At 37.2% G+C, this 19,417-nt stretch carries 19 protein-coding genes and 1 tRNA gene; 11 read left to right on the forward strand and 9 right to left on the reverse strand.

Annotation, left to right across the window (positions count from 1 at the left end; translation table 11 throughout):
- Window positions 1-101 precede the first annotated feature (101 nt).
- Window positions 102-1,001, forward strand: coding sequence for a helix-turn-helix domain-containing protein (locus tag JOD28_RS08235; protein ID WP_204770341.1), 900 nt, complete (start codon window positions 102-104; stop codon window positions 999-1,001).
- Window positions 1,002-1,064: 63 nt separating this feature from the next.
- Here JOD28_RS08235 and JOD28_RS08240 read toward each other — a convergent pair whose 3' ends face one another.
- The 6 genes from JOD28_RS08240 to JOD28_RS08265 all read right to left on the reverse strand — a co-directional run bounded on the left by JOD28_RS08240 (window position 1,065) and on the right by JOD28_RS08265 (window position 6,405).
- Window positions 1,065-1,217 carry a hypothetical protein gene (locus JOD28_RS08240; RefSeq protein ID WP_239531165.1) on the reverse strand — a complete coding sequence of 51 codons (153 nt, stop codon included), beginning with the start codon at window positions 1,215-1,217 and terminating at the stop codon, window positions 1,065-1,067.
- A gap of 74 nt (window positions 1,218-1,291) precedes the next feature.
- On the reverse strand, window positions 1,292-2,419 hold the full coding sequence (locus JOD28_RS08245) for a hypothetical protein (RefSeq protein WP_204770342.1): 1,128 nt from the start codon (window positions 2,417-2,419) through the stop codon (window positions 1,292-1,294).
- A 16-nt stretch (window positions 2,420-2,435) separates the two neighbouring features.
- The gene (locus JOD28_RS08250; RefSeq protein WP_204770343.1) at window positions 2,436-3,110 is read right to left on the reverse strand and encodes an ATP-binding cassette domain-containing protein; all 675 of its coding nucleotides are present in this window, start codon (window positions 3,108-3,110) and stop codon (window positions 2,436-2,438) included.
- A 557-nt stretch (window positions 3,111-3,667) separates the two neighbouring features.
- Window positions 3,668-5,179 (reverse strand): glycoside hydrolase family 32 protein, encoded by a 1,512-nt coding sequence (locus JOD28_RS08255; protein ID WP_204770344.1) that lies wholly within the window; start codon window positions 5,177-5,179, stop codon window positions 3,668-3,670.
- Window positions 5,180-5,510: 331 nt separating this feature from the next.
- Entirely contained in the window at window positions 5,511-5,981 is a 471-nt protein-coding gene (locus tag JOD28_RS08260; protein WP_204770345.1) for a hypothetical protein, read from the reverse strand.
- A 124-nt stretch (window positions 5,982-6,105) separates the two neighbouring features.
- The gene (locus JOD28_RS08265) at window positions 6,106-6,405 is read right to left on the reverse strand and encodes a kinase (RefSeq protein WP_204770346.1); all 300 of its coding nucleotides are present in this window, start codon (window positions 6,403-6,405) and stop codon (window positions 6,106-6,108) included.
- A gap of 98 nt (window positions 6,406-6,503) precedes the next feature.
- Between JOD28_RS08265 and JOD28_RS08270 the strand changes: the two genes are divergently transcribed.
- The 7 genes from JOD28_RS08270 (at window position 6,504) to JOD28_RS08300 (ending at window position 11,900) form a co-directional block, all read left to right on the forward strand.
- Window positions 6,504-6,893 carry a GTP-binding protein gene (locus tag JOD28_RS08270; RefSeq protein ID WP_204770347.1) on the forward strand — a complete coding sequence of 130 codons (390 nt, stop codon included), beginning with the start codon at window positions 6,504-6,506 and terminating at the stop codon, window positions 6,891-6,893.
- Window position 6,894: 1 nt separating this feature from the next.
- Window positions 6,895-7,401 carry a YbhB/YbcL family Raf kinase inhibitor-like protein gene (locus JOD28_RS08275; RefSeq protein ID WP_204770348.1) on the forward strand — a complete coding sequence of 169 codons (507 nt, stop codon included), beginning with the start codon at window positions 6,895-6,897 and terminating at the stop codon, window positions 7,399-7,401.
- Window positions 7,402-7,567: 166 nt separating this feature from the next.
- Entirely contained in the window at window positions 7,568-8,608 is a 1,041-nt protein-coding gene (gene argC / locus JOD28_RS08280) for an N-acetyl-gamma-glutamyl-phosphate reductase (protein ID WP_204770349.1), read from the forward strand.
- A gap of 26 nt (window positions 8,609-8,634) precedes the next feature.
- Window positions 8,635-9,849 carry a bifunctional glutamate N-acetyltransferase/amino-acid acetyltransferase ArgJ gene (gene argJ, locus JOD28_RS08285; protein ID WP_204770350.1) on the forward strand — a complete coding sequence of 405 codons (1,215 nt, stop codon included), beginning with the start codon at window positions 8,635-8,637 and terminating at the stop codon, window positions 9,847-9,849.
- 37 nt (window positions 9,850-9,886) lie between these two features.
- A complete protein-coding gene (gene argB / locus JOD28_RS08290) occupies window positions 9,887-10,624 on the forward strand; it encodes an acetylglutamate kinase (protein ID WP_204770351.1) in 738 nt (245 codons plus the stop codon).
- Window positions 10,625-10,651: 27 nt separating this feature from the next.
- Window positions 10,652-11,767, forward strand: a complete 1,116-nt coding sequence (locus tag JOD28_RS08295; RefSeq protein ID WP_204770352.1) for an aminotransferase class III-fold pyridoxal phosphate-dependent enzyme — start codon at window positions 10,652-10,654, stop codon at window positions 11,765-11,767.
- 61 nt (window positions 11,768-11,828) lie between these two features.
- Window positions 11,829-11,900 (forward strand) — tRNA-Asn (locus tag JOD28_RS08300).
- A gap of 88 nt (window positions 11,901-11,988) precedes the next feature.
- Here JOD28_RS08300 and ubiE read toward each other — a convergent pair.
- Complete coding sequence (ubiE, locus tag JOD28_RS08305) at window positions 11,989-12,699, reverse strand: bifunctional demethylmenaquinone methyltransferase/2-methoxy-6-polyprenyl-1,4-benzoquinol methylase UbiE (RefSeq protein WP_204770353.1); 711 nt, start codon at window positions 12,697-12,699, stop codon at window positions 11,989-11,991.
- A 43-nt stretch (window positions 12,700-12,742) separates the two neighbouring features.
- Window positions 12,743-14,188: an o-succinylbenzoate--CoA ligase gene (locus tag JOD28_RS08310; RefSeq protein ID WP_204770354.1), complete on the reverse strand. Its 1,446-nt coding sequence runs from the start codon at window positions 14,186-14,188 to the stop codon at window positions 12,743-12,745.
- An 87-nt stretch (window positions 14,189-14,275) separates the two neighbouring features.
- Between JOD28_RS08310 and JOD28_RS08315 the strand changes: the two genes are divergently transcribed.
- The gene (locus tag JOD28_RS08315; RefSeq protein ID WP_204770355.1) at window positions 14,276-14,710 is read left to right on the forward strand and encodes a CopY/TcrY family copper transport repressor; all 435 of its coding nucleotides are present in this window, start codon (window positions 14,276-14,278) and stop codon (window positions 14,708-14,710) included.
- Window positions 14,711-14,772: 62 nt separating this feature from the next.
- Window positions 14,773-16,830: a copper-translocating P-type ATPase gene (locus tag JOD28_RS08320; protein ID WP_204770362.1), complete on the forward strand. Its 2,058-nt coding sequence runs from the start codon at window positions 14,773-14,775 to the stop codon at window positions 16,828-16,830.
- 71 nt (window positions 16,831-16,901) lie between these two features.
- Here JOD28_RS08320 and JOD28_RS08325 read toward each other — a convergent pair whose 3' ends face one another.
- Window positions 16,902-18,257, reverse strand: coding sequence for a gluconate:H+ symporter (locus tag JOD28_RS08325; protein WP_275587494.1), 1,356 nt, complete (start codon window positions 18,255-18,257; stop codon window positions 16,902-16,904).
- Between the two features lie 305 nt (window positions 18,258-18,562).
- Here JOD28_RS08325 and JOD28_RS08330 point away from each other — a divergent pair, with 305 nt between their 5' ends.
- Window positions 18,563-19,288: an MIP/aquaporin family protein gene (locus tag JOD28_RS08330; protein WP_338087907.1), complete on the forward strand. Its 726-nt coding sequence runs from the start codon at window positions 18,563-18,565 to the stop codon at window positions 19,286-19,288.
- The last annotated feature ends 129 nt before the right edge of the window (window positions 19,289-19,417 follow it).

A 19,417-nucleotide genomic window follows, 5' to 3' on the forward strand; every position in this document is an offset into this window, starting at 1 on the left:
CTTTCCTTGTTTCCAATTTATCATCAAATATATCTAGACATTTTATTAATATGTGTAGTATAGTTTACGTTATTGGATATAAGCGGAGACAACTACGAATTATGAAAACACTTGGAGACACCATTAAAGCAATTCGAAAACAAAAAAAACTCACTCAAAAAGAAGTTTATATGGGAATTATGTCTAGAAATTTCGCATCACGATTTGAAAATGGGCATAACAGTGTTGAATCCGAAAAATTATTTGCCATTCTCAAAAGATTAGAAGTCTCTCCAAATGAATTTCAATTTATTCACTATAATAACTCCGAATATCGGTTTAATAGCATTTTGAACCAAATTGACAGTGATGCTAATATGAAGAAAACAGCCACGTTAATGCAGAAACATATTGCATTAAAAAAGGATCCATCTCTAGAAAGTCAAATTCTCGCTGCTATTGCATACATCAAGGTATATATTATTGGCAATAACCCTTTAAGAATGGATGTCGATCCTGCATACCCATTAAAAAGACATTTAACCGAAACTAAATATTGGTCTGTGTTCGAATTAAGAGCATTTGTTGATGGTATTTTTATTTTTAGAAAAGACCCAGTAAAATTACGTGAATGTATGACTAAGGTTCATGATTTATATAAAAAATATAAAGAATTCACAGAATATTCTTATATAATAGAACAAAGCGTCGCTAGTATTGTTCTTAATTATGTTCAAATTGAACTCACAAATTTCAACTATGATTCAAACAGTTTTAGGAAAATTACTGATAATTCTTACTACAGTGCAATAACCGATTTTACGGCTAAGCTCACTATGGATTTTGCTAGATTGGTCATTTTTCTCTATTTAGGATCAGATCAAAAAAATGACGAAGCTAATTGCTATGAATTTATACACATGCTAAAAGTGCTGCAACATAATGACTATATCGTGTTTAACGAAATCTATCATTACCATTTACCTCTAAGCCAACGATATCGAAAGTCACAGTGTTCCTAACTCCGACTGCTTACCAATCAAAAAGCGCAAAACACTGTCCCGTATTTTGCGCTTTTAATTATTTTATTCGAGTACACTATAAGCTACTCTCGTATCACCATTTACTTTGACTGTGACATTATTGTTTGATGCTTCAGAAAACTTAGCTAATGAGTAGGTTTCCCCAGTTTCAGGGAAAAACATTTCAATACTACCAGCATCAACAAATAATTGCATGTTCAATTGATTGACCGCATTTATTTTAACCACGTGCGCTTTGGTGTAGTGATCCTATCCAATATGTGTATAAACTAAATTAACTTCTTACTGGTCCGGCTTTTTAAAAACAAATGAATCAATACAATCACGATAATCCATAAAAGACTAATTACAATTATTTTTGAGTTATCAATAGTAATATTTTGACTACTTCCAAGTGCATCCATCCAACTATAGCCAAATGCCGTTTTACGTAAATCAAAACTTGCTGTTGGTAGAAAAGACTGTAGAAAACCTAATATTTCTTTTTGCCCTACAAATAAAAATGGCATCATTTCCAATACAACTTGAATTAAGTTATTATTAGCGAACTGTTGGAACAGCAAACCAATACTGAACATCACACTCAGATTTAAAATAGTGATGCCAAAAAATTTAAATATAACATCCCCAAAATTAAGCATAACTACCTTATCAAAGTCTACAGTAAAGGCAGACACAACATTAAACGACCCAAAACCATTTTTGATGCCTATTACGATGAAAACTGCCGACAAAATAACAGCTATGATACCTACAAAGACACCAACTGATGCTAAATACTTGCTTATTAAATATGACACTTTTGAAAATTTTCTATTTAAAATTAATCGTTTCCCTAATAGTCCAGAAGTAGGTAAAAATAAATTGAATGTGATCAAAGCAAACGCAATATATATCATTGAATTTGGCAAAAGGTTAGTAAGTAAGTAACTAATATACGCTGTAGCAGTCAAATCACGCGCAGGTAAATTAATTTTACCCGTATTTTTTATATTTTTTCCGTACTGTTCTACCATCATTTGTTGACCAAAAATATTACCACCAACGATAGATTTGTTTTCCATTTCATTTAAATTATTTTTTTCAAATTGATAAATATTTTTTTCTGCTGATTTTATCTGGCCATCTGTAGCATTTTCAGATATTTTTTGAATCAAATCATAATTTACTTTTGCTTTCTTAACTGCTTCTTTTTCAGCGTTACTGTGTCCATTTTTTAAAGAATTGTAAGTAGATTTCTGAGAATTCAACTGTAAGCTATATTGTGAAGTAATCACATCCGTTTCAGATGCTGGCAATTCAAAAAAAGGTAGTGTAATTAGCAATGCCAGTAATGCTATAAGAAAATAAGCCACTTTGGATCGATAAATTCGTTTTATTTCGTAATAAGTTTCCATTACACACACTTTCTCTCTATTTGGAGTAACTTTCTATAAACAAATTTCCTAGCCGTTGTTCACTCCAATTTTCTACATTGTGTATACTAATTTTTTTGTCTTCTATTGTCCAAACCTTACTTGCAAGACCAGAGAGACCCAACATAATGTGGGACGATACAATAATCGTTTGGTTATATTCTGCACCAAATTTTTTTATGAATTTAGAACCCAAAGTCGTATTTAGAGGGTCCAATCCGTTAAAAGGTTCATCTAACAATATTAGTTGAGCAGACGTTAAAAATGAAGAAATTATAAAAATAATTTGTCGTTGTCCTAACGATAATTTACCTATTTTTTTGCTCAGAAAATCAACATCAAAAAAAGCTAAAAATTTTTCTAGCTTCTCTTTTTGATTATCAGTGCCATGAGCCATGTAATTTAAGAATTCTAATCCGGTAAAATTATCGAAAAGTATGGACTGGTCACCAATATAAGATATAGACACTTTATTTTTCTTGTTAATCTGTCTAATTTCATCACTTTTAACATTTCCTGATAATAATTTGAATAATGTTGTTTTACCGGCCCCATTGGGCGCAACAAATCCAATAACGTCATTACTATCAATAGTTATCTGTGCGGATTCATAAATAGATGTCTCTTTTTTATACGCATAGCTCAATTCATCTATTCTTAATAGTTCAGTCATATTTAATTACCATGTGCGATATATCCGGTGCCAATATACTCAGCACGTGTGAGAAAAGCTGAATAAACGCATCCAGCTGCTAACAATCCGATTACTGCCAATTTTAATGCTCGCTTCATACTTTCTCGCTTTGAAAGTGATTCCTTGTTTTGAAGTTAATATGGTACGTTAATTATTAAAATTATATTCCGCAAAAAAATATTAATATTATTGTTTGATAGATAAAATAATCACAATATCAATATGAACTATATTAACATGAAAGTTTTAAAATGTAAATCATGAAAAATTATGAAAACCGTGTGATTAAAAATCATCAATACTTGAAAAACTTATATTAATGCATTTATTCGGTTAATTAGATTGAAAACATTATTTTATTTACAAATAGAAATGACACACTTTAAAAATAGATAGACACATAAACAACGAATTATACTATAAAATTGATCAATAAATAACAAAAGAGAAACTTAAAAATTTATTACTGTCTTTTTAAGTTTCTTATCAACCAAAAAACGCAAAACACGAAATCGTGTTTTGCGCTTCTACTTACTTTATTCGAGTACACTATAAGCTATTCTCGTATCACCATTTACTTTGACTGTGACATGATTGTTTGATGCCTCAGAAAACTTAGCTAATGAGTAGGTTTCCCCAGTTTCGGGGAAAAACATTTCAATACTACCTGCATCAACAAATAATTGCACGTTCAATTGATTAACCGCATTTATTTTAGCCACGTGCGCTTTGGCATAATGGTCATAAGCACCTTCCTCATTTTTGATGTTTGTGCCATCTCTAGAGACCATATAGTAACCATTAGTTGTATCCAAATCGAATTTGAAAAAACTGTCCTGATTGTCGATTTCAATATGTATATGTGACGGAAAATTCTCGTTATCTTTAACGGTGTTTAAATTTAATGCAAAACTCTTCAATGGTATATTTTTATCAACAACAGTTTTATACCCTAAAGCATCAGCTGTGGTCTCTTTTGTATAGACCGTTTGCTCATCAACTTTGTTTTTAAATAAAGTCGAAGTTAAAAAATGATTTGTTATTAAATGATAGTTATTTTTTTGCGTTAATGACAAGACACGTGCCATACTCATAGAACCGACCTTGCCGGTATTAGTTTTCACCTGCTTATTATAGTCCCAACTACCCAGCCACCCTAAGCTAAGCAATTGATGATCGTTGGTTTGCATAAATTTAGCGCCATAAAAGTCACTACCATCGTCCACTCTTCTGGCATCAGTTTCTGGTTGAAAGACCCCATCAATTAGATTACCGACAACATAATAAGTACCTGTGGTCTCTTGACGTTGATAACCATTACCACCAAACAACATGATCCATTTATCTTCATGACTATCTGTTGTTTTTAATTTGAATAAGTTAGGACACTCTAACAGTCCTAATTGATCAATTTTATTATAAATACCAGATTTGTAATTAAAATGAATCCCATCTTTGGAGTTGTAAACACCAATTTTATTACCTTCAGCGAGATACATATAAAACGTACCATCTAATCTGAAAACATACGGATCTCTGAAATTAGCATCTTTATTATCAGGTGTCATGATGGGATTATTTTTATAAGCTTGAAAAGTTAACCCATTATCTACAGAAAACCAAATATTTTGTGTTTGCCCTTTTTCGCCATAGCTAGTGACGTAGCTAATTAACGCATCTTTACCAAATCCTAACGTATTATCATAGTCTTTATAGATCGTTCCGGAGGCTATATCCCCATTGGGTGTCGTATACTTTTTAATAGCTGTTCCTAAGCTATTATAGTGTACAAAATCTTTCGTAGACACTGCTTCCCATTCCGTGCCATTACCACCAACATTAAAATCCTGGTTATGCAAATAATAGAACTTGTATTCCTGAGTTTTTTCATCAAAAATAATACTTTGAATATCATTCATAAAACCTGATTTGGCATTCAAATGATAATTTTGACTATATTCACCCATCGTATCTCCCAAAACCTTATGATTATCCATCACAAACACACCAATCAACACAACAACAAAAAGCACAACTTTCTTAATCATCTCTATTCTCCTAAAAAATAAATAACCTTACTAATATAGCATGGTTTTACTTTTTAAAAAATAATTATTGAACGGCACATTCACAATATATGATAAAAACTGGTATAATTGTCGTAAAATATACCTATAGAAGCAGAAGAATTAATCATTTTAAGCAAACTACCTGAACAAAAAGCAATTAATTTACTTATGGCCGATCTTCGAAAACTATCTTTAGAACAAATTCTCTCAACAAAATGACCATGTATGAATATATACATGGTCATTTTGTTGGGTGCGCTAAATTTTTATCAAAGCAAATCATATCTACCCAGTCTACACATTTTTCATCTCATATTTGATGCCTCTTATTTCGGACAAACACCTTAATATTTTCATTCATACAAGAAGCCATAATCCCAGAAAATATTAAACCAAAGGCGATTGAAATACCTAATTCAATTAGAAAATTTCGCATACTGAAGTGACTTGTATTGAGATGACTATTTAAAAGAAACCACATCACTGTCATATTAACAAAATACATTAAGAACAGTTTCATTTTAGAGAATATTACCGTGTGCGTTGAAGCCAAAGGTTTGAAAAATAGATACATTGAATAGATGGTCCATAGTGCAACAATTTCAATGATCACCATTCTTAAAACATTAAACACAATTAAGTTCGCATCAAAATTAAATACCAAACTAATTAACGGTATCGTCATGCAAAACCAACGCCATTTATATAAATATTGACCAAAGTTTGCTGTTTTTAAAAATGCCATTTGTGCATTAAATTTTGTTTGATTGACTGCGTCCAAAATATTCCCCCCTAGTAATCAATTATTTTGAATTATATTTAGTATATCAAAACATGACGCAATCTACAAAAGCCGCTATATATATGAACTTTTGAATCAAAAATTTAAATGCCATGCAAGCTAGTCAACCCTCATCTTCATCAATCTGATTAATTTTATCAAAGACATGGAAAAGGTTCTCCATCTCAGTTAATTTGTATTTTTTTGAATTGCGATCATAGACTATCTCAGATTGTATCGGCTCCCCCACCTGTAAATCATGTAAAAAATCACGAATTTCGGAAATATCACGTTGCACTGTTTTACGGCCAATAAAAAACATATCTTCAATTTCTTCAATTGATAACGCTCGTCGGCTAATCAATGCCGAATAAAGTCGTAGAATACGTTGTTTATCATTAAATACCGTTTTACGTGCTGTCATGTTTTTCCCCAAGATTTAAAAGTTAAATTTATTGTACCAAATAAAACAAATGTTCGGTACAATAAAGTTATAAATATTTTACACGAAAGGTTTAAAATATGTCATTTTTTAATTTATTCAAAAAGAAGACACAACGCGCTGACAACACCAATACCGAAACACCAACATCTGACCCAATCACCTGGGAAAATACAACGATTCCTGATGACTTTTTTACTGGGTATCATGATACTATTGCTCAGTTAGAAACTGATGGTAAGACTGCTGCAGCTGAAACACTACGTGCAAACGAACCCACCTTACAAATCGCATTTATTGATCGTTTTGCAAAGCAGATACAATCTGAAACAGCATCGATTGCTGATATGGATGAACGCACAGCAGCCATTATCACTGCGATTAGCAAGATACGCGTGTATAATAAACAAATGAATATCGATGTTCGCACGCATTTAGCTCAAACGAAAAAGAGATTAATAGGAGAATAATATGGACATTCATGTCACATTAGAGAACGGATTCATACCAGACAACTACACTAAATTTGCCCCTAATAACTACCGTACCAACGACATGCCAACCGTCAACTTTCCTGTGACGATTACTGACATCCCCGAGGGCACACAATCGTTATCAGTCAGCCTAATTGATTACGATGCCGTACCGGTAACTGGATTTCCTTGGATTCACTGGCTGGCCGCTAACTTACCTGTCAGCAATATTCCTGAAAATCTTCGTGCGACAAAACAAGGTATCTCCGGTACTAATTCAACCTGGCATATGGTTCAAAAAGCTAATGAGCCAGAAAATCCCGACATTAATCAAGCCTACATTGGGCCTATGCCACCAGATCAAACGCACAATTATACCCTCAGTGTGTTCGCGCTAGACACAAAATTAGACATTGCGGACGGATTTTTTCTCAACGAACTACGCACCAAAAGTAATGGTCATGTCTTAGCTATGGCTATTTCAGAACTACCTGCTCGCAATTAACACTTCTTCGGAAGTGTTTTTTATTTAGAATTGTATACGATACTGGTTAATTCATATGTATTTTTATACATTTAAAAAACGATATTCAGTCATTTTTTGCATATTAATTGTATTTAAATACATATAGGTTTATATTTATAACATTAACTAAACGGGGAGACATCACATGAACACAAAGATAATTAACGTAGCTATCGTCGGTATCACGGGGTATGGCGGTCTTGAGTTGTTGCGATTATTGTATAATCATCCTGCTGTTCATGTTGTGTCAATTCATAATACCTCAAGCAGTGCAGAAGATATTAGTATCAGTTATCCGCATCTCAAATCAATGTATAAAATAACGCCAACGCCTTTTGACCCTGTGCATATTATGCAGTCCGCTGACTTAGTATTCTTTGCGACTTCAAGTGGTGTTTCCAAGGATTTAGCACAGCCATTCATTGAATCTAACTTCCCTGTAATTGATCTTTCCGGTGATTTTCGACTCAATGCTACCGACTATAAGACTTGGTATAAAAAAGCGCCTGCGACACAAGCTTTATTAGATCAAGCCAATTATAGTCTCGCTGATTTTTACCAAAATGATCGTCATTATATTGCAAACCCTGGGTGCTACGCTACTGCAACATTGTTAGCTTTGGCACCGCTGGCGCAACAACAATTGTTAGACCAAGAAAATATTATCATTGATGCTAAAAGCGGTCTCTCAGGCGCTGGTAAGTCACTCAATTTATCTAGCCACTTCGTCAACGTCAATGAAAATTTCAGCATGTATAAGCCAAATCAACATCAACACATCCCAGAAATTACACAACAACTCAAACAATGGCAACCAGATATTAATCATATTCAATTTACAACATCTTTACTGCCAATTAACCGCGGTATTTTTGTCAGTGCTTACGTCAAGCTCAACAAGCAGGTATCAGCCGATACTTTGCAAGATATTTTCGAAACAACTTACCAAGATAAACCGTTTATACGGATCATGCCAAAAGATCACTTGCCAAATATTAAACAAGTGGTGGGTACTAATTTTGCAGATATTGGTCTAACCTACAACCCGGATACAAAATACCTCACAACCGTCAGTGTCATTGACAACATGATTAAAGGCGCCGCTGGTCAAGCCATTCAAAACATGAACCACTTGTTTAATCTCGATGAAACAACAGGCTTACAACTCATTGCGCAATACGCATAATACCAGAACCATTACAAGGGGAAACTATGACAGATACACTTCAAAAAATTAAGCAGTTAGCAGATGCCGATATTGCTGCACCATTAGGTTTTCACGCTGATGGACAACATGTCGGCCTTAAACATAAATCCAAAGATCTTGGTTGGATTTATAGCGATGTTCCGGCGGCAGCAGCTGGTGTATTTACAACTAATCAAGTTCAGGCAGCACCCGTCAAACTAGACAAAGCGACAATCAAAGATGGCCAATTACAAGCCATTATCGTTAACTCTGGTAATGCAAATGCTGTCACTGGCAAAATTGGTTATGAACACGCTGAAATGATGCAACAGACGGCTGCCGATAGCTTAAACATTGACGCAAACTTAGTTGCTGTCGCCTCAACTGGTATCATTGGTCAAGTTTTGCCAATTGATAAAGTTATCCATGGTATCCACCAACTTCATATCTCAGGTGATTCAAAAGCATTTGCTCATGCAATTATGACAACAGACACCGTGGAAAAATCAATTACCATCCAAAGTCAGATTGGCAATCAAACTGTCACGATGAGTGGCGTAGCTAAAGGTTCTGGCATGCTTCATCCAAACATGGCAACCATGCTTGGGTTTATCACAACCGATGCTAATATTTCATCTGAATTACTACAACAAGCATTATCAGAAGATGTCGAAACAAGTTTTAATCAAATTACGATTGACGGTGACACCAGTACGAACGATACTGTCCTAGTCTTGGCAAATGGTCAGGCCAATCATCAAAAAATAACCACAGCCTCTACAGACTATGATCACTTTAAAGCCATGTTACATACTGTAACCACTGCACTAGCCATTGCAATGGCTAGTGACGGTGAAGGTGCTACCAAGTTGTTAGCTGTTACGGTGAGCAATGCGCAATCATCCCTTGCCGCACGTATGATTGCCAAGAAGGTTGTGGGCTCATCATTGGTTAAGACTGCCATGTTTGGCAAAGACCCCAACTGGGGGCGCATTATTGCTGCTATTGGTGCCAGTGACGTTGCCGTTGATCCTGATGTCATTGATATTGCACTCAACAACATACCTGTCATGACAGCTGGCGCACCAACCGTCTTCAATCAAGAAAACATGGTCAAGGCATTAGAACAAAAAAATATTGCTATAGATATCAATTTACACACCGGTGAAGCTAGTGGTCAGGCGTGGGGATCTGATTTAACATATGAATATGTTAAGATCAATGCACTCTACACAACCTGATCATGAACTCACCACAACCTAACGTGGGGAATCATTCATGACAAAAAAAATCGTCATCAAAATAGGCGGTACCGCCGCTACACAACTATCACCAGCTTTTTTTGAGACAATCAAAACTTGGCAAAAACAGCATGCTAAAATCATTATTGTGCATGGTGGTGGTGACCATATTTCTTCTCTCATGACACAATTAAACGAACCTGTCCAAAAAATTAATGGCATTCGCTTTACAACTCAAAAAGGTATCGAAATCACTAAAATGGCTTTACTTGGCCAAGTGCAGCCTGCTTTAGTCGAAGCTTTTCGTTTAAATGCGGTTGCTGCTATTGGCTTAAATGCGGGTAGTAATCAATTATTAACAGGTCATATGTTAGATCAAGACATTTATGGGTATGTTGGTGCTATTCACCAAGTTAACAGCCAGTTAATTCAGAAGATGTGGCAACAAAACCTCGTGCCTATCATTGCCCCACTAGCCATATCAAATGATGGGCAATGGCTTAATGTTAATGCTGACCATGCAGCTACTGCAATTGCCAAGTATATGCAGGCGGACGAACTCTACTTATTAACTGACGTATCAGGGGTTAAGGTCAGCGGCAATATTTTACAAAAAATCACACCACAAAAAGCCCTTGAACTACAAGAATCACATGTCATTACTGGTGGCATGGTGCCAAAAATCAGCAGCGCCATTCACGCCGTTGAACGCGGTGTTCACAATGTTCACATTACGAATACAGTGACACATCCAGGTACAATCATCACGTTGTAATAACCTAACAAGTCAAGGAGAACCATTATGTCTTTATTTCCAAATTATCATCGTGCACCTGTCACATTTATTTCTGCCAAAAATGCCACTTGGGTTGACGATCATAATCAAACGTACAGCGATTTGAGCAGTGGCATTGGTGTCTATAATGTTGGTGCAAATAACCCTGAAGTACTAACTGCTTTGACTAATCAGGCGGAAAAGATTTGGCACGTGCCAAATTTGTACCAAAATCCATTACAGGAAACAGTCGCCCAAAAGCTTGGTGGTGATACCTACACCACTTACTTTGCCAATTCCGGTGCCGAAGCCAATGAAGCAGCAATTAAATTAGCACGCTTAGCCACTGGCAAATCAACGATTATTTCATTTTCAAATTCGTTTCACGGACGAACTTACGCAGCCATGGCGGCCACTGGACAAGACAGTATTCATGCTGGGTTACCTATGTTAACAGGTTTTAACTACGCAACTTTTAATGACATTAATAGCGTACAGACGCTCATTAACGATGATGTTGCAGCAATTATACTCGAACTCATTCAAGGTGAGGGTGGTGTTATTCCAGCAGAAACCGAATTCGTTGCAGCACTTGTCAAACTCGCTCATGAAAACAACATCTTAATCATTGTTGACGAAGTGCAAACTGGCATCGGTCGTACAGGTAAAAAATTTGCCTTTGAAAATTATGACTTTGAACCTGACATTTTTACTAGCGCCAAGGGCTTAGCCAACGGTGTTCCTGTTGGTGCCATGCTCGCAAAAAACAAACTGGCACCTACCTTAGCCTATGGTACACACGGTTCAACATTTGGCGGAAACCCGTTAGCCATGTCAGCTGCCAATGCAACCTTAACTGTCCTAGAAGATACGTTACCTGAACTCGATGCCAAAATCGCCCTTTTTTGGCAAAAATTGTCCGAATTTAACACGTTAGCGTCTGTCACATCTATTCATGGTCTCGGTATGATGGCTGGTATCACATTAACTGTTCCTGTCAATAATGTTGTCTCTGGGTTGTTAAATGAACATATTATTACTTTATCTGCCGGACATAACACGCTACGGTTGTTACCGCCCTTAACAATACCAACAGAACAGTTGTTAGAATCACTTGATAAAATTAAAAATTACCTTTCTTAAAAATATATATTGACATTTATTTTTAATATTGATATAATTTAATAGTTGACAAAACAACTTATGCTCTATAGTTCAGCGGTAGAATAGCACACTGTTAATGTGAAGGTCCCTGGTTCGATCCCAGGTGGAGCAGTATTAAAATTAAAAGCAATCGTCCGAAAGCAAGCTAACTTTCGGACGATTGCTTTTTTCTACGACATCAAAAAAAATATAGTCAACGATCATTTCGTGGCATAATGTACCGCTGCCGCACCTAAATTGAAACGCGAAATGGTCACTTTTTTAAACCCTGTTTTCAACAACACTTGACCAAGTGTCATATAATCCATAAAATGCTCTGTCGTTTCGTCTAAGTATTTATATTCAGTATACTTACCTTTAGCAAATACCTTGCCAAACACTGGCATGATTTTTCCGAAATAAAGTTGCCATAATGGTTTCACAATAGGATTATCAGGCTGTGAAGTTTCTAAAATAACAAGCTGTCCACCTGGTTTCAATACCCGATACATTTCTTTTAATCCTGTCACCGGGTCTGGTAAGTTACGCAAGCCAAAACCAATAGTCACAATATCAAATGCTGCATCGTCAAAAGGTAGCGCCATAGCATCACCTTGAACCAAGGTGATTTTTTCAGAGTAATCACTTATATCAACCTTACTTTGTCCAATGGCTAACATCTCTTCACTAAAATCTAACCCAGTAACGTGTGCTGTTTCATCGCTCTTTTCTGCCAGCGCCAACGCCCAATCAGCAGTTCCCGTTGCGACATCAATGATGTCAGCCCCAATCGGAAATGTCATTCTAGACATCACTTTTTGGCGCCACAACTTGTGCGTACCGAAGGAAATAATATTATTCATTTTGTCATATTCAGGTGCAATTTTATTAAACAGTGCCTGAACATCAGTATTTTTTGGTGATCGTGTCATAATTTTAAAACGTAACATCAGTTCGTTACGTATTTCTCCTATATTATTTTAATGCTGGCAATTCAGTTAATACCTGTGCAAAACGGTGACGTTGTACTTTGCCACTAGCAGTGCGATACCATGTTTTAGCGCGATAAAATTGTTTTGGTACCTTATAATGTGCCAACCGTTCGCGTCCATAATCACGGAGAGCAGCTAGCGAGAGATGCGTTCCCGATACAACAGCTACAGGAATAGCACCCCATTTTTCATCAGGAACGCCAATGACGACAATATTTTCTAGTCCGGGCATTTTGGCATACACTGATTCCACTTCGTCTGGGAAAATATTTTCACCACCAGAACTAATCATATCACCTTGACGACCTTGAATATATAAGAAGCCATCCGTATCAAAATAACCAAAATCTTCAGTGTTGAACCAGCCTGATGACACTTGGTGATTTAATTGCTTGGGATGATTTAAATAACCAGGTGTCAAAGTTGGCGTTTTAAGCCAAATATTACCAACTGACGTTGATTGTCCTTGATCATCTCGTATATCAACAGTTACAGGGAAAAGCGGTTTACCAACAGAGCCTAATTTTGATTGAATATCTTCTGGCGCGAGTGCCACGACCTGCGAAGATGTTTCAGTCATACCATAAGATTGAATAATAGGTAAGTGATGCGCTTGTGCTTGTTGTAATGTCTGTTGATCAGTTGGCCCACCACCTAGTAACATCGCTCGAAAATGGTCATTGTAATTAACATCATCAGGTAACTCAGCTAATAATGTTTTTAGCATCACTGGCACAACCGACATCGTCGTGATTGTATCATGAATGAGCCAATCATTTATTTTAGAAGCCTCAAACTTTTCAACCAGCACCACACGCATCCCATATAGCAGACTTCGCATTAAAATTGAAAAACCACTAATATGGAAGATAGGCACAACAGCCAACCAAGCATCGGTTGCAGTGAGACCTAAATTAAGCGCACTTCCCATTGCAGACATAAAGTGATTTTGATATGTTTGCATGACGCCCTTAGGGTGATTTGTTGTGCCTGACGTATACATGATGCTTGTTACAAAATCATCTGGATAGTCATTAACAGGTGTTATTGGCTCACCACTCGGTAAATCAGAAAATTTCACCTGTTGCTGTACAAATAATTTTTGCTTGTAAGCATCATCTGTCAACAGAATATCAATATCTGCATCTGATAATTGATAATTAATCTCCGCTACAGATAAACGGTGATTTATAAAAACAATTGTTTTGCCTAATTGCTGTAATGCCATAATAACTAAATAACCGCTGATGTTATTGACCATGAGAAGCGCGATACGGTCGTGCGTCCGTGTACTCTTTAGCGCTGCGATTCGACCTGCCATGATTGCCGCTGCTTGTGCGACTTCTGAAAAAGTCATTTGTTTTTGACCATCAGTAACAGCCACACGCGCTGGCGTTAGACGCGCTCGTTTTGTTAACCAATTCTCCATTTTAAAACCTCTTAATAACTATATTACCATACCCCCTACTGGAAAATATGCCTTGCTTTTTTAAGTTTACAATTGTAAACTATAGGTATGATAAAACATAATCAAACAATGACAACTAGTGAATGGGAAATTATGCGTGTGATTTGGACACTAGGTGAGGCAACAAGCCGTCAAATTATTCGTGTGATGACGCTTAAAAAAGATTGGGCCCCCTCTACCGTCAAAACGCTTGTAACGCGTCTACAAAAAAAGGGTTATTTGACAGACAATGGCGCAGTGCGTGACCGTTTGTATACACCTACAGTTGACGAACATGACGCTATGACTTATGCACTCAATCACACAATTCAAGCGATGTGTGCGATGTGTGTTGGCGACGCTATGGCAAATGTCATAGAAACAACAGAATTATCTCAAAGAGATATTTTGAATTTACAAGACGTATTAAAGGCAAAATATGCCACGGCACCTGAAAGCGTAGCATGTAATTGTATGCCTAATCATTGGGAGGAATTAAAATGACAACAACAAAACATCACAGCATGAACCATGAGCATCATACAGATTCAAACCATTCACACAAAATGCCATCAGAAGAACACCAACATGATGATCATATGGCCGACATGTCAATGAATTCTGAACATCAACACGATGATGGTATGAACATGAGCGGTATGTCACATCATATGCACATGTCTGATGATCCCGGCATGGCAAGTATGGATATGTCTGATATGAAACGTCGTTTTTGGTGGTCATTTGGCGTGATGATACCGATTATTATCATCACGCCCTTCATGGGTATGTCTTTGCCATGGACATTAACTTTCCCAGGTAGTATCTGGCTCACAGCACTTCTATCACTTCTACTTTACATTGTCGGAACAAAACCTTTCTTTGACGGTGCAAAAAACGAACTCAAAGCAAAAAAGCCAGCAATGATGAGCTTAATTAGTATGGGATTAATTGTCACGTTCTGGTATTCTATATATGCCTTAGTGGTTAATCAATTCTTTCATGGCGATCATATCATGGATTTCTTCTGGGAATTTGCCACACTAACCGTCATCATGCTATTAGGACATCGCATTGAGATGGCTGCAACGATGAAAGCAGGTGATGCCACCGATAAATTACGCGCCCTGCTGCCAAACATTGCTCACGTCAAACATGGTGATATGGTCATGGATATGCCAATTGATACTTTAACAAATGATATGGTTATTCAAGTGCTAGCTGGTGAAGCTTTCCCCGCTGATGGCACGGTGATATCTGGTCAAAGCCAAGTTGACGAATCACTCATGACTGGTGAAAGCAAACTCATCGACAAAGCTGAAAATAGTCGTGTCGTGGGGGGGACAATAAACGGAAATGGTTCATTGGATGTCCGTTTGACTCAAGTAGGTTCGCAATCATTTATTGGACAATTACAATCTGCTTTGTCCACCTCACAGGATCAAAAATCACGCGTTGAAACGCTCGCTGACCGCGTAGCAGCTTACCTATTTTGGTTAGCATTAATATTTGCCTTTGCTGCACTAGTTATTTGGACTAATATCACTGGCTTTGGCGCTGCCATCAATATTGCTGTTACCGTATTAGTCATTGCCTGCCCGCATGCACTTGGTTTAGCTGTGCCTCTCGTTATTCAACGGACAAAAGCCATTGCTGCGGCACAAGGTATTCTAATTAAAAACCGTAAAGCATTAACAGCTGCCAACCATTTAAAATACGCACTAATGGATAAAACAGGCACACTCACCAATGGCGCATTTAACGTCACACGTGTGGTGACTCATGATTTCGATGAGACACAGGCTATCGCAATTGCTTCAGCACTCGATTCTCAGTCCACTCATCCCCTAGCCAAATCGATTGTGGCTTATGCCAAAACGCGTCAAGCACCAAAGTTACAAGCAACACACGTCGAAAATATTGCTGGATACGGCGTATCAGGTATGGTTAACGGAGCACACTATTTATTAGTATCAGCACGTTACTTAACTGAAAACAACATTATCTTTACACCCCTAGACGATAATGGCTCAATCTCTTATTTACTAGAACATCAGCATGTTATTGCAGGTATTGTACAAGGAGATACAATTAAAGACACCGCGCCTGACTTTATCAAGCAACTCATCAAGCAAGGGATTCAACCGATATTAGTCACTGGCGATAATCACAACGCAGCACATGTGGTCGGCAATGACCTAGGTATTACAGATATTCATGCGCAAGTTTCACCACAAGAAAAAATTGACTTGGTCGCTGAGTACCAAAAGCGCGGGGATGTCATGATGATTGGGGATGGTATTAATGATGCACCTGCGTTAGCAAAAGCTAATTTTTCCATCGCAATTGGTGCAGGAACACAGGTGGCACAAGCATCTGCTGATGCTGTCCTCATTGCCAATCAATTACCTAAAATCATTAATTTCTTACACTTGATTAAAAATGCAACTACAAAACAAACACAAAATTTGTGGTGGGGAGCCGGTTATAATATCATTGCTATCCCGCTAGCTGCCGGTATCTTAGCCCCTATCGGTATCACACTTAATCCAATGGTTGGTGCCATTGTGATGTCTCTTTCAACAATTATTGTGGCATTTAATGCCATGACATTAAAATACTAACTCAAATAAAGCCGTCGCCTAACATAGTGTTAGACAACGGCTTTATTGATATACAACTAAATTGCAGAAATTTAAACTATCAGGCTCAATATTAATACCATAACAAGACCAACAACAGCAATAATTGTTTCTAGTACTGTCCAAATCAACAGGGTCTGTTTCACATTTAGATCAAAATATTCTTTAAACATCCAAAATCCTGCATCGTTGACATGCGAGGCAGCTAATGAGCCAGCACCGATAACTAAGACCATTAATGCTGGATTAACACTGGAGGCAACCATTAACGGCTGAACAAGGCCTGCTGCAGTTAACGCAGCAACAGTAGCTGACCCCAAAGCAACACGTAATACCACAGTAATAATCCAAGCTAGCAGCAATGGCGATATAGCTGAATGTATAAATAAGTTAGAAATTTGTTCAGAAATACCACCATCAATCAAAATTTGCTTAAACGCTGCGCCACCACCAATAATGAGTAATAACATAGCAATTGATTTGATTGCTTCTTCAACTGTGCCCATCATGTCAGTGGTTTTTCTACCTTGGTGCCAACCCATTGACCACATCGCAAACACCAACGAAATAATCATAGCAGCAACAGGATTACCAATCATGGTGATAAAAGCATCAAAACCTGTTGGTTTGCTAAATGGCTGGCCATCATTAAAGACAATCGTATAAACAGTTGTTATCCCCATCATCAAAACAGGAAATAACGATGTTAAAACGGCAATGCCAAAACTGGGTGTATCTTCCAAAGCAAACGACTTTTGCTCACCAAAAGCTTTCAGTTGTCGTTTAATCACAAACGCGTCAGGTGCAAATTTTTGGGCTAATTTTGTAAAAACCGGTCCTGCTATAATCGCTGCTGGCACTGCAATAATCAACCCATAAACGAGAACCGTTCCTGGATTAGCACCTAAAGCACCAGAAATTGCGGTCGGTGCTGGATGTGGTGGCAAAAAACCGTGTGTAACAGACAACGCGGCCGCCATTGGGATGCCTAGATACAACAATGGCACTGAGGCTTCCAAAGCAATCGCAAACACAATGGGAATTAGCAACACCATTCCGACTTCAAAGAATAGCGCAATTCCTATAATAAACGCTGCCACCATAATAGCCAATTGCACACGTTTTTTACCGAACCTTGAAATTAATGTATGTGCAATACGATAAGCACCACCTGCATCTGCCACCAGACGGCCCAATATCGCTCCAAAACCAAACACAATCGCCAATTCACCTAACGATGAACCAATACCATTTTGTATTGAAATTGGGATTTGATCTAATTTCATGCCTAATCCAACACCCACGACAACAGAAGTTAAAATTAAGGCGATAAACGTATTAATTTTAAACTTGATAATGAGTAATAATAAAAATATAATTCCCACGGCAAGTACAACAAATGACATCATATCATCATCTCCAATCTATGATTAAACGCTGGCTGTGCTTGTTGTCATAAACAACTTTAGCGTACTTGTTCTCGGTTCAAAAGCACCTATTTACTTGATATGTAAACGCTTTCTTGATTTATGTTATCATACGTCAAAACAAAATGCTACCATTTTGTTATCACTCATTTTAACTGATAATATTGTGAATAAATAATCATAATATATTTACCACAACTTAACCTTTTTGCATAATTTAAACGTCAGTTAATGTAAAAGTGTATAATAATATGTATTGGTAATTTTACATACATATTAAGGAGAATATATTCATGCGTAAATATATCGCAGAATTCCTCGGCACATTTATTCTTGTGTTCGTTGGAACTGGTAGCGTTGTTTATTCAGCCGCTACAACACCATCACCATTAACAATTGCTTTGTCATTTGGTTTGGCACTCGCTGTTGCCATTGCTGCTTTTGGGCACATCTCAGGTGGACACTTTAACCCTGCTGTATCACTATCAATGGCCATTCAAAAACGCTTGTCATGGGCTGAATTTGGTGGTTACGTCATAGCACAATTGCTTGGTGCTATTGTTGCCTCAGCGGCTGTTTTTGGTGGTGTTGCTACTTACTTGAAGTCCCCAACCGTTTCACAAGCTTTGTCTGGTCAAAAAATGACAGTCTCACAATTCGTTAATTTAGCTGGTCTAGGTCAGACTAACTTTGCCGATGGTGAAGCTTTGTCAGCCTTCTTGTTCGAATTCGTATTGACATTCTTGTTCATCTTGGTTATTTCAATCGTCACAAAATTGGCTAATGTTCCAGCACCAATCATTATTGGTTTGTGGTTGGCTGTCTTGATTATCGTTGCCTTGCCAATCACTGGTGGTGCCTTTAACCCTGCACGTGCGCTTTCTCCTGCTATCTTTGTTCAAGGTAAAGCCTTAGGACATGTTTGGGTATACATTGTTGCTGACCTACTTGGTGGTGTTCTGGCTGCCTTTGTCGCTAACTTCTTTAACAAGGATGTTCCAGAAGCAGCATAAACAACATTAACCACATAAAAAAGCATCTCTGCGGTGAAGTGAACCCAATAACTTGGACAAAATAAAAAAATGTCCAGAAAGTTATTGGGTTTTTTCTATGTCTAAATATTCAAATGAATTTAAATTAAT

Origin of the sequence: Leuconostoc rapi, from assembly GCF_016908715.1 — a bacterium.
Taxonomy (GTDB): domain Bacteria; phylum Bacillota; class Bacilli; order Lactobacillales; family Lactobacillaceae; genus Leuconostoc; species Leuconostoc rapi.

Coding starts and splice junctions, on each gene's coding strand:
- argJ (WP_204770350.1), top strand. CDS start 8,635: ATGACAGATACACTTCAAAAAATTAAGCAGTTAGCAGATGCCGATATT.
- ubiE (WP_204770353.1), bottom strand. CDS start 12,699: ATGACACGATCACCAAAAAATACTGATGTTCAGGCACTGTTTAATAAA.
- JOD28_RS08240 (WP_239531165.1), bottom strand. CDS start 1,217: ATGCAATTATTTGTTGATGCTGGTAGTATTGAAATGTTTTTCCCTGAA.
- JOD28_RS08250 (WP_204770343.1), bottom strand. CDS start 3,110: ATGACTGAACTATTAAGAATAGATGAATTGAGCTATGCGTATAAAAAA.
- JOD28_RS08245 (WP_204770342.1), bottom strand. CDS start 2,419: ATGGAAACTTATTACGAAATAAAACGAATTTATCGATCCAAAGTGGCT.
- argC (WP_204770349.1), top strand. CDS start 7,568: ATGAACACAAAGATAATTAACGTAGCTATCGTCGGTATCACGGGGTAT.
- JOD28_RS08320 (WP_204770362.1), top strand. CDS start 14,773: ATGCCATCAGAAGAACACCAACATGATGATCATATGGCCGACATGTCA.
- JOD28_RS08295 (WP_204770352.1), top strand. CDS start 10,652: ATGTCTTTATTTCCAAATTATCATCGTGCACCTGTCACATTTATTTCT.
- JOD28_RS08315 (WP_204770355.1), top strand. CDS start 14,276: ATGATAAAACATAATCAAACAATGACAACTAGTGAATGGGAAATTATG.
- JOD28_RS08310 (WP_204770354.1), bottom strand. CDS start 14,188: ATGGAGAATTGGTTAACAAAACGAGCGCGTCTAACGCCAGCGCGTGTG.
- JOD28_RS08325 (WP_275587494.1), bottom strand. CDS start 18,257: ATGATGTCATTTGTTGTACTTGCCGTGGGAATTATATTTTTATTATTA.
- argB (WP_204770351.1), top strand. CDS start 9,887: ATGACAAAAAAAATCGTCATCAAAATAGGCGGTACCGCCGCTACACAA.
- JOD28_RS08265 (WP_204770346.1), bottom strand. CDS start 6,405: ATGACAGCACGTAAAACGGTATTTAATGATAAACAACGTATTCTACGA.
- JOD28_RS08255 (WP_204770344.1), bottom strand. CDS start 5,179: ATGATTAAGAAAGTTGTGCTTTTTGTTGTTGTGTTGATTGGTGTGTTT.
- JOD28_RS08275 (WP_204770348.1), top strand. CDS start 6,895: ATGGACATTCATGTCACATTAGAGAACGGATTCATACCAGACAACTAC.
- JOD28_RS08235 (WP_204770341.1), top strand. CDS start 102: ATGAAAACACTTGGAGACACCATTAAAGCAATTCGAAAACAAAAAAAA.
- JOD28_RS08270 (WP_204770347.1), top strand. CDS start 6,504: ATGTCATTTTTTAATTTATTCAAAAAGAAGACACAACGCGCTGACAAC.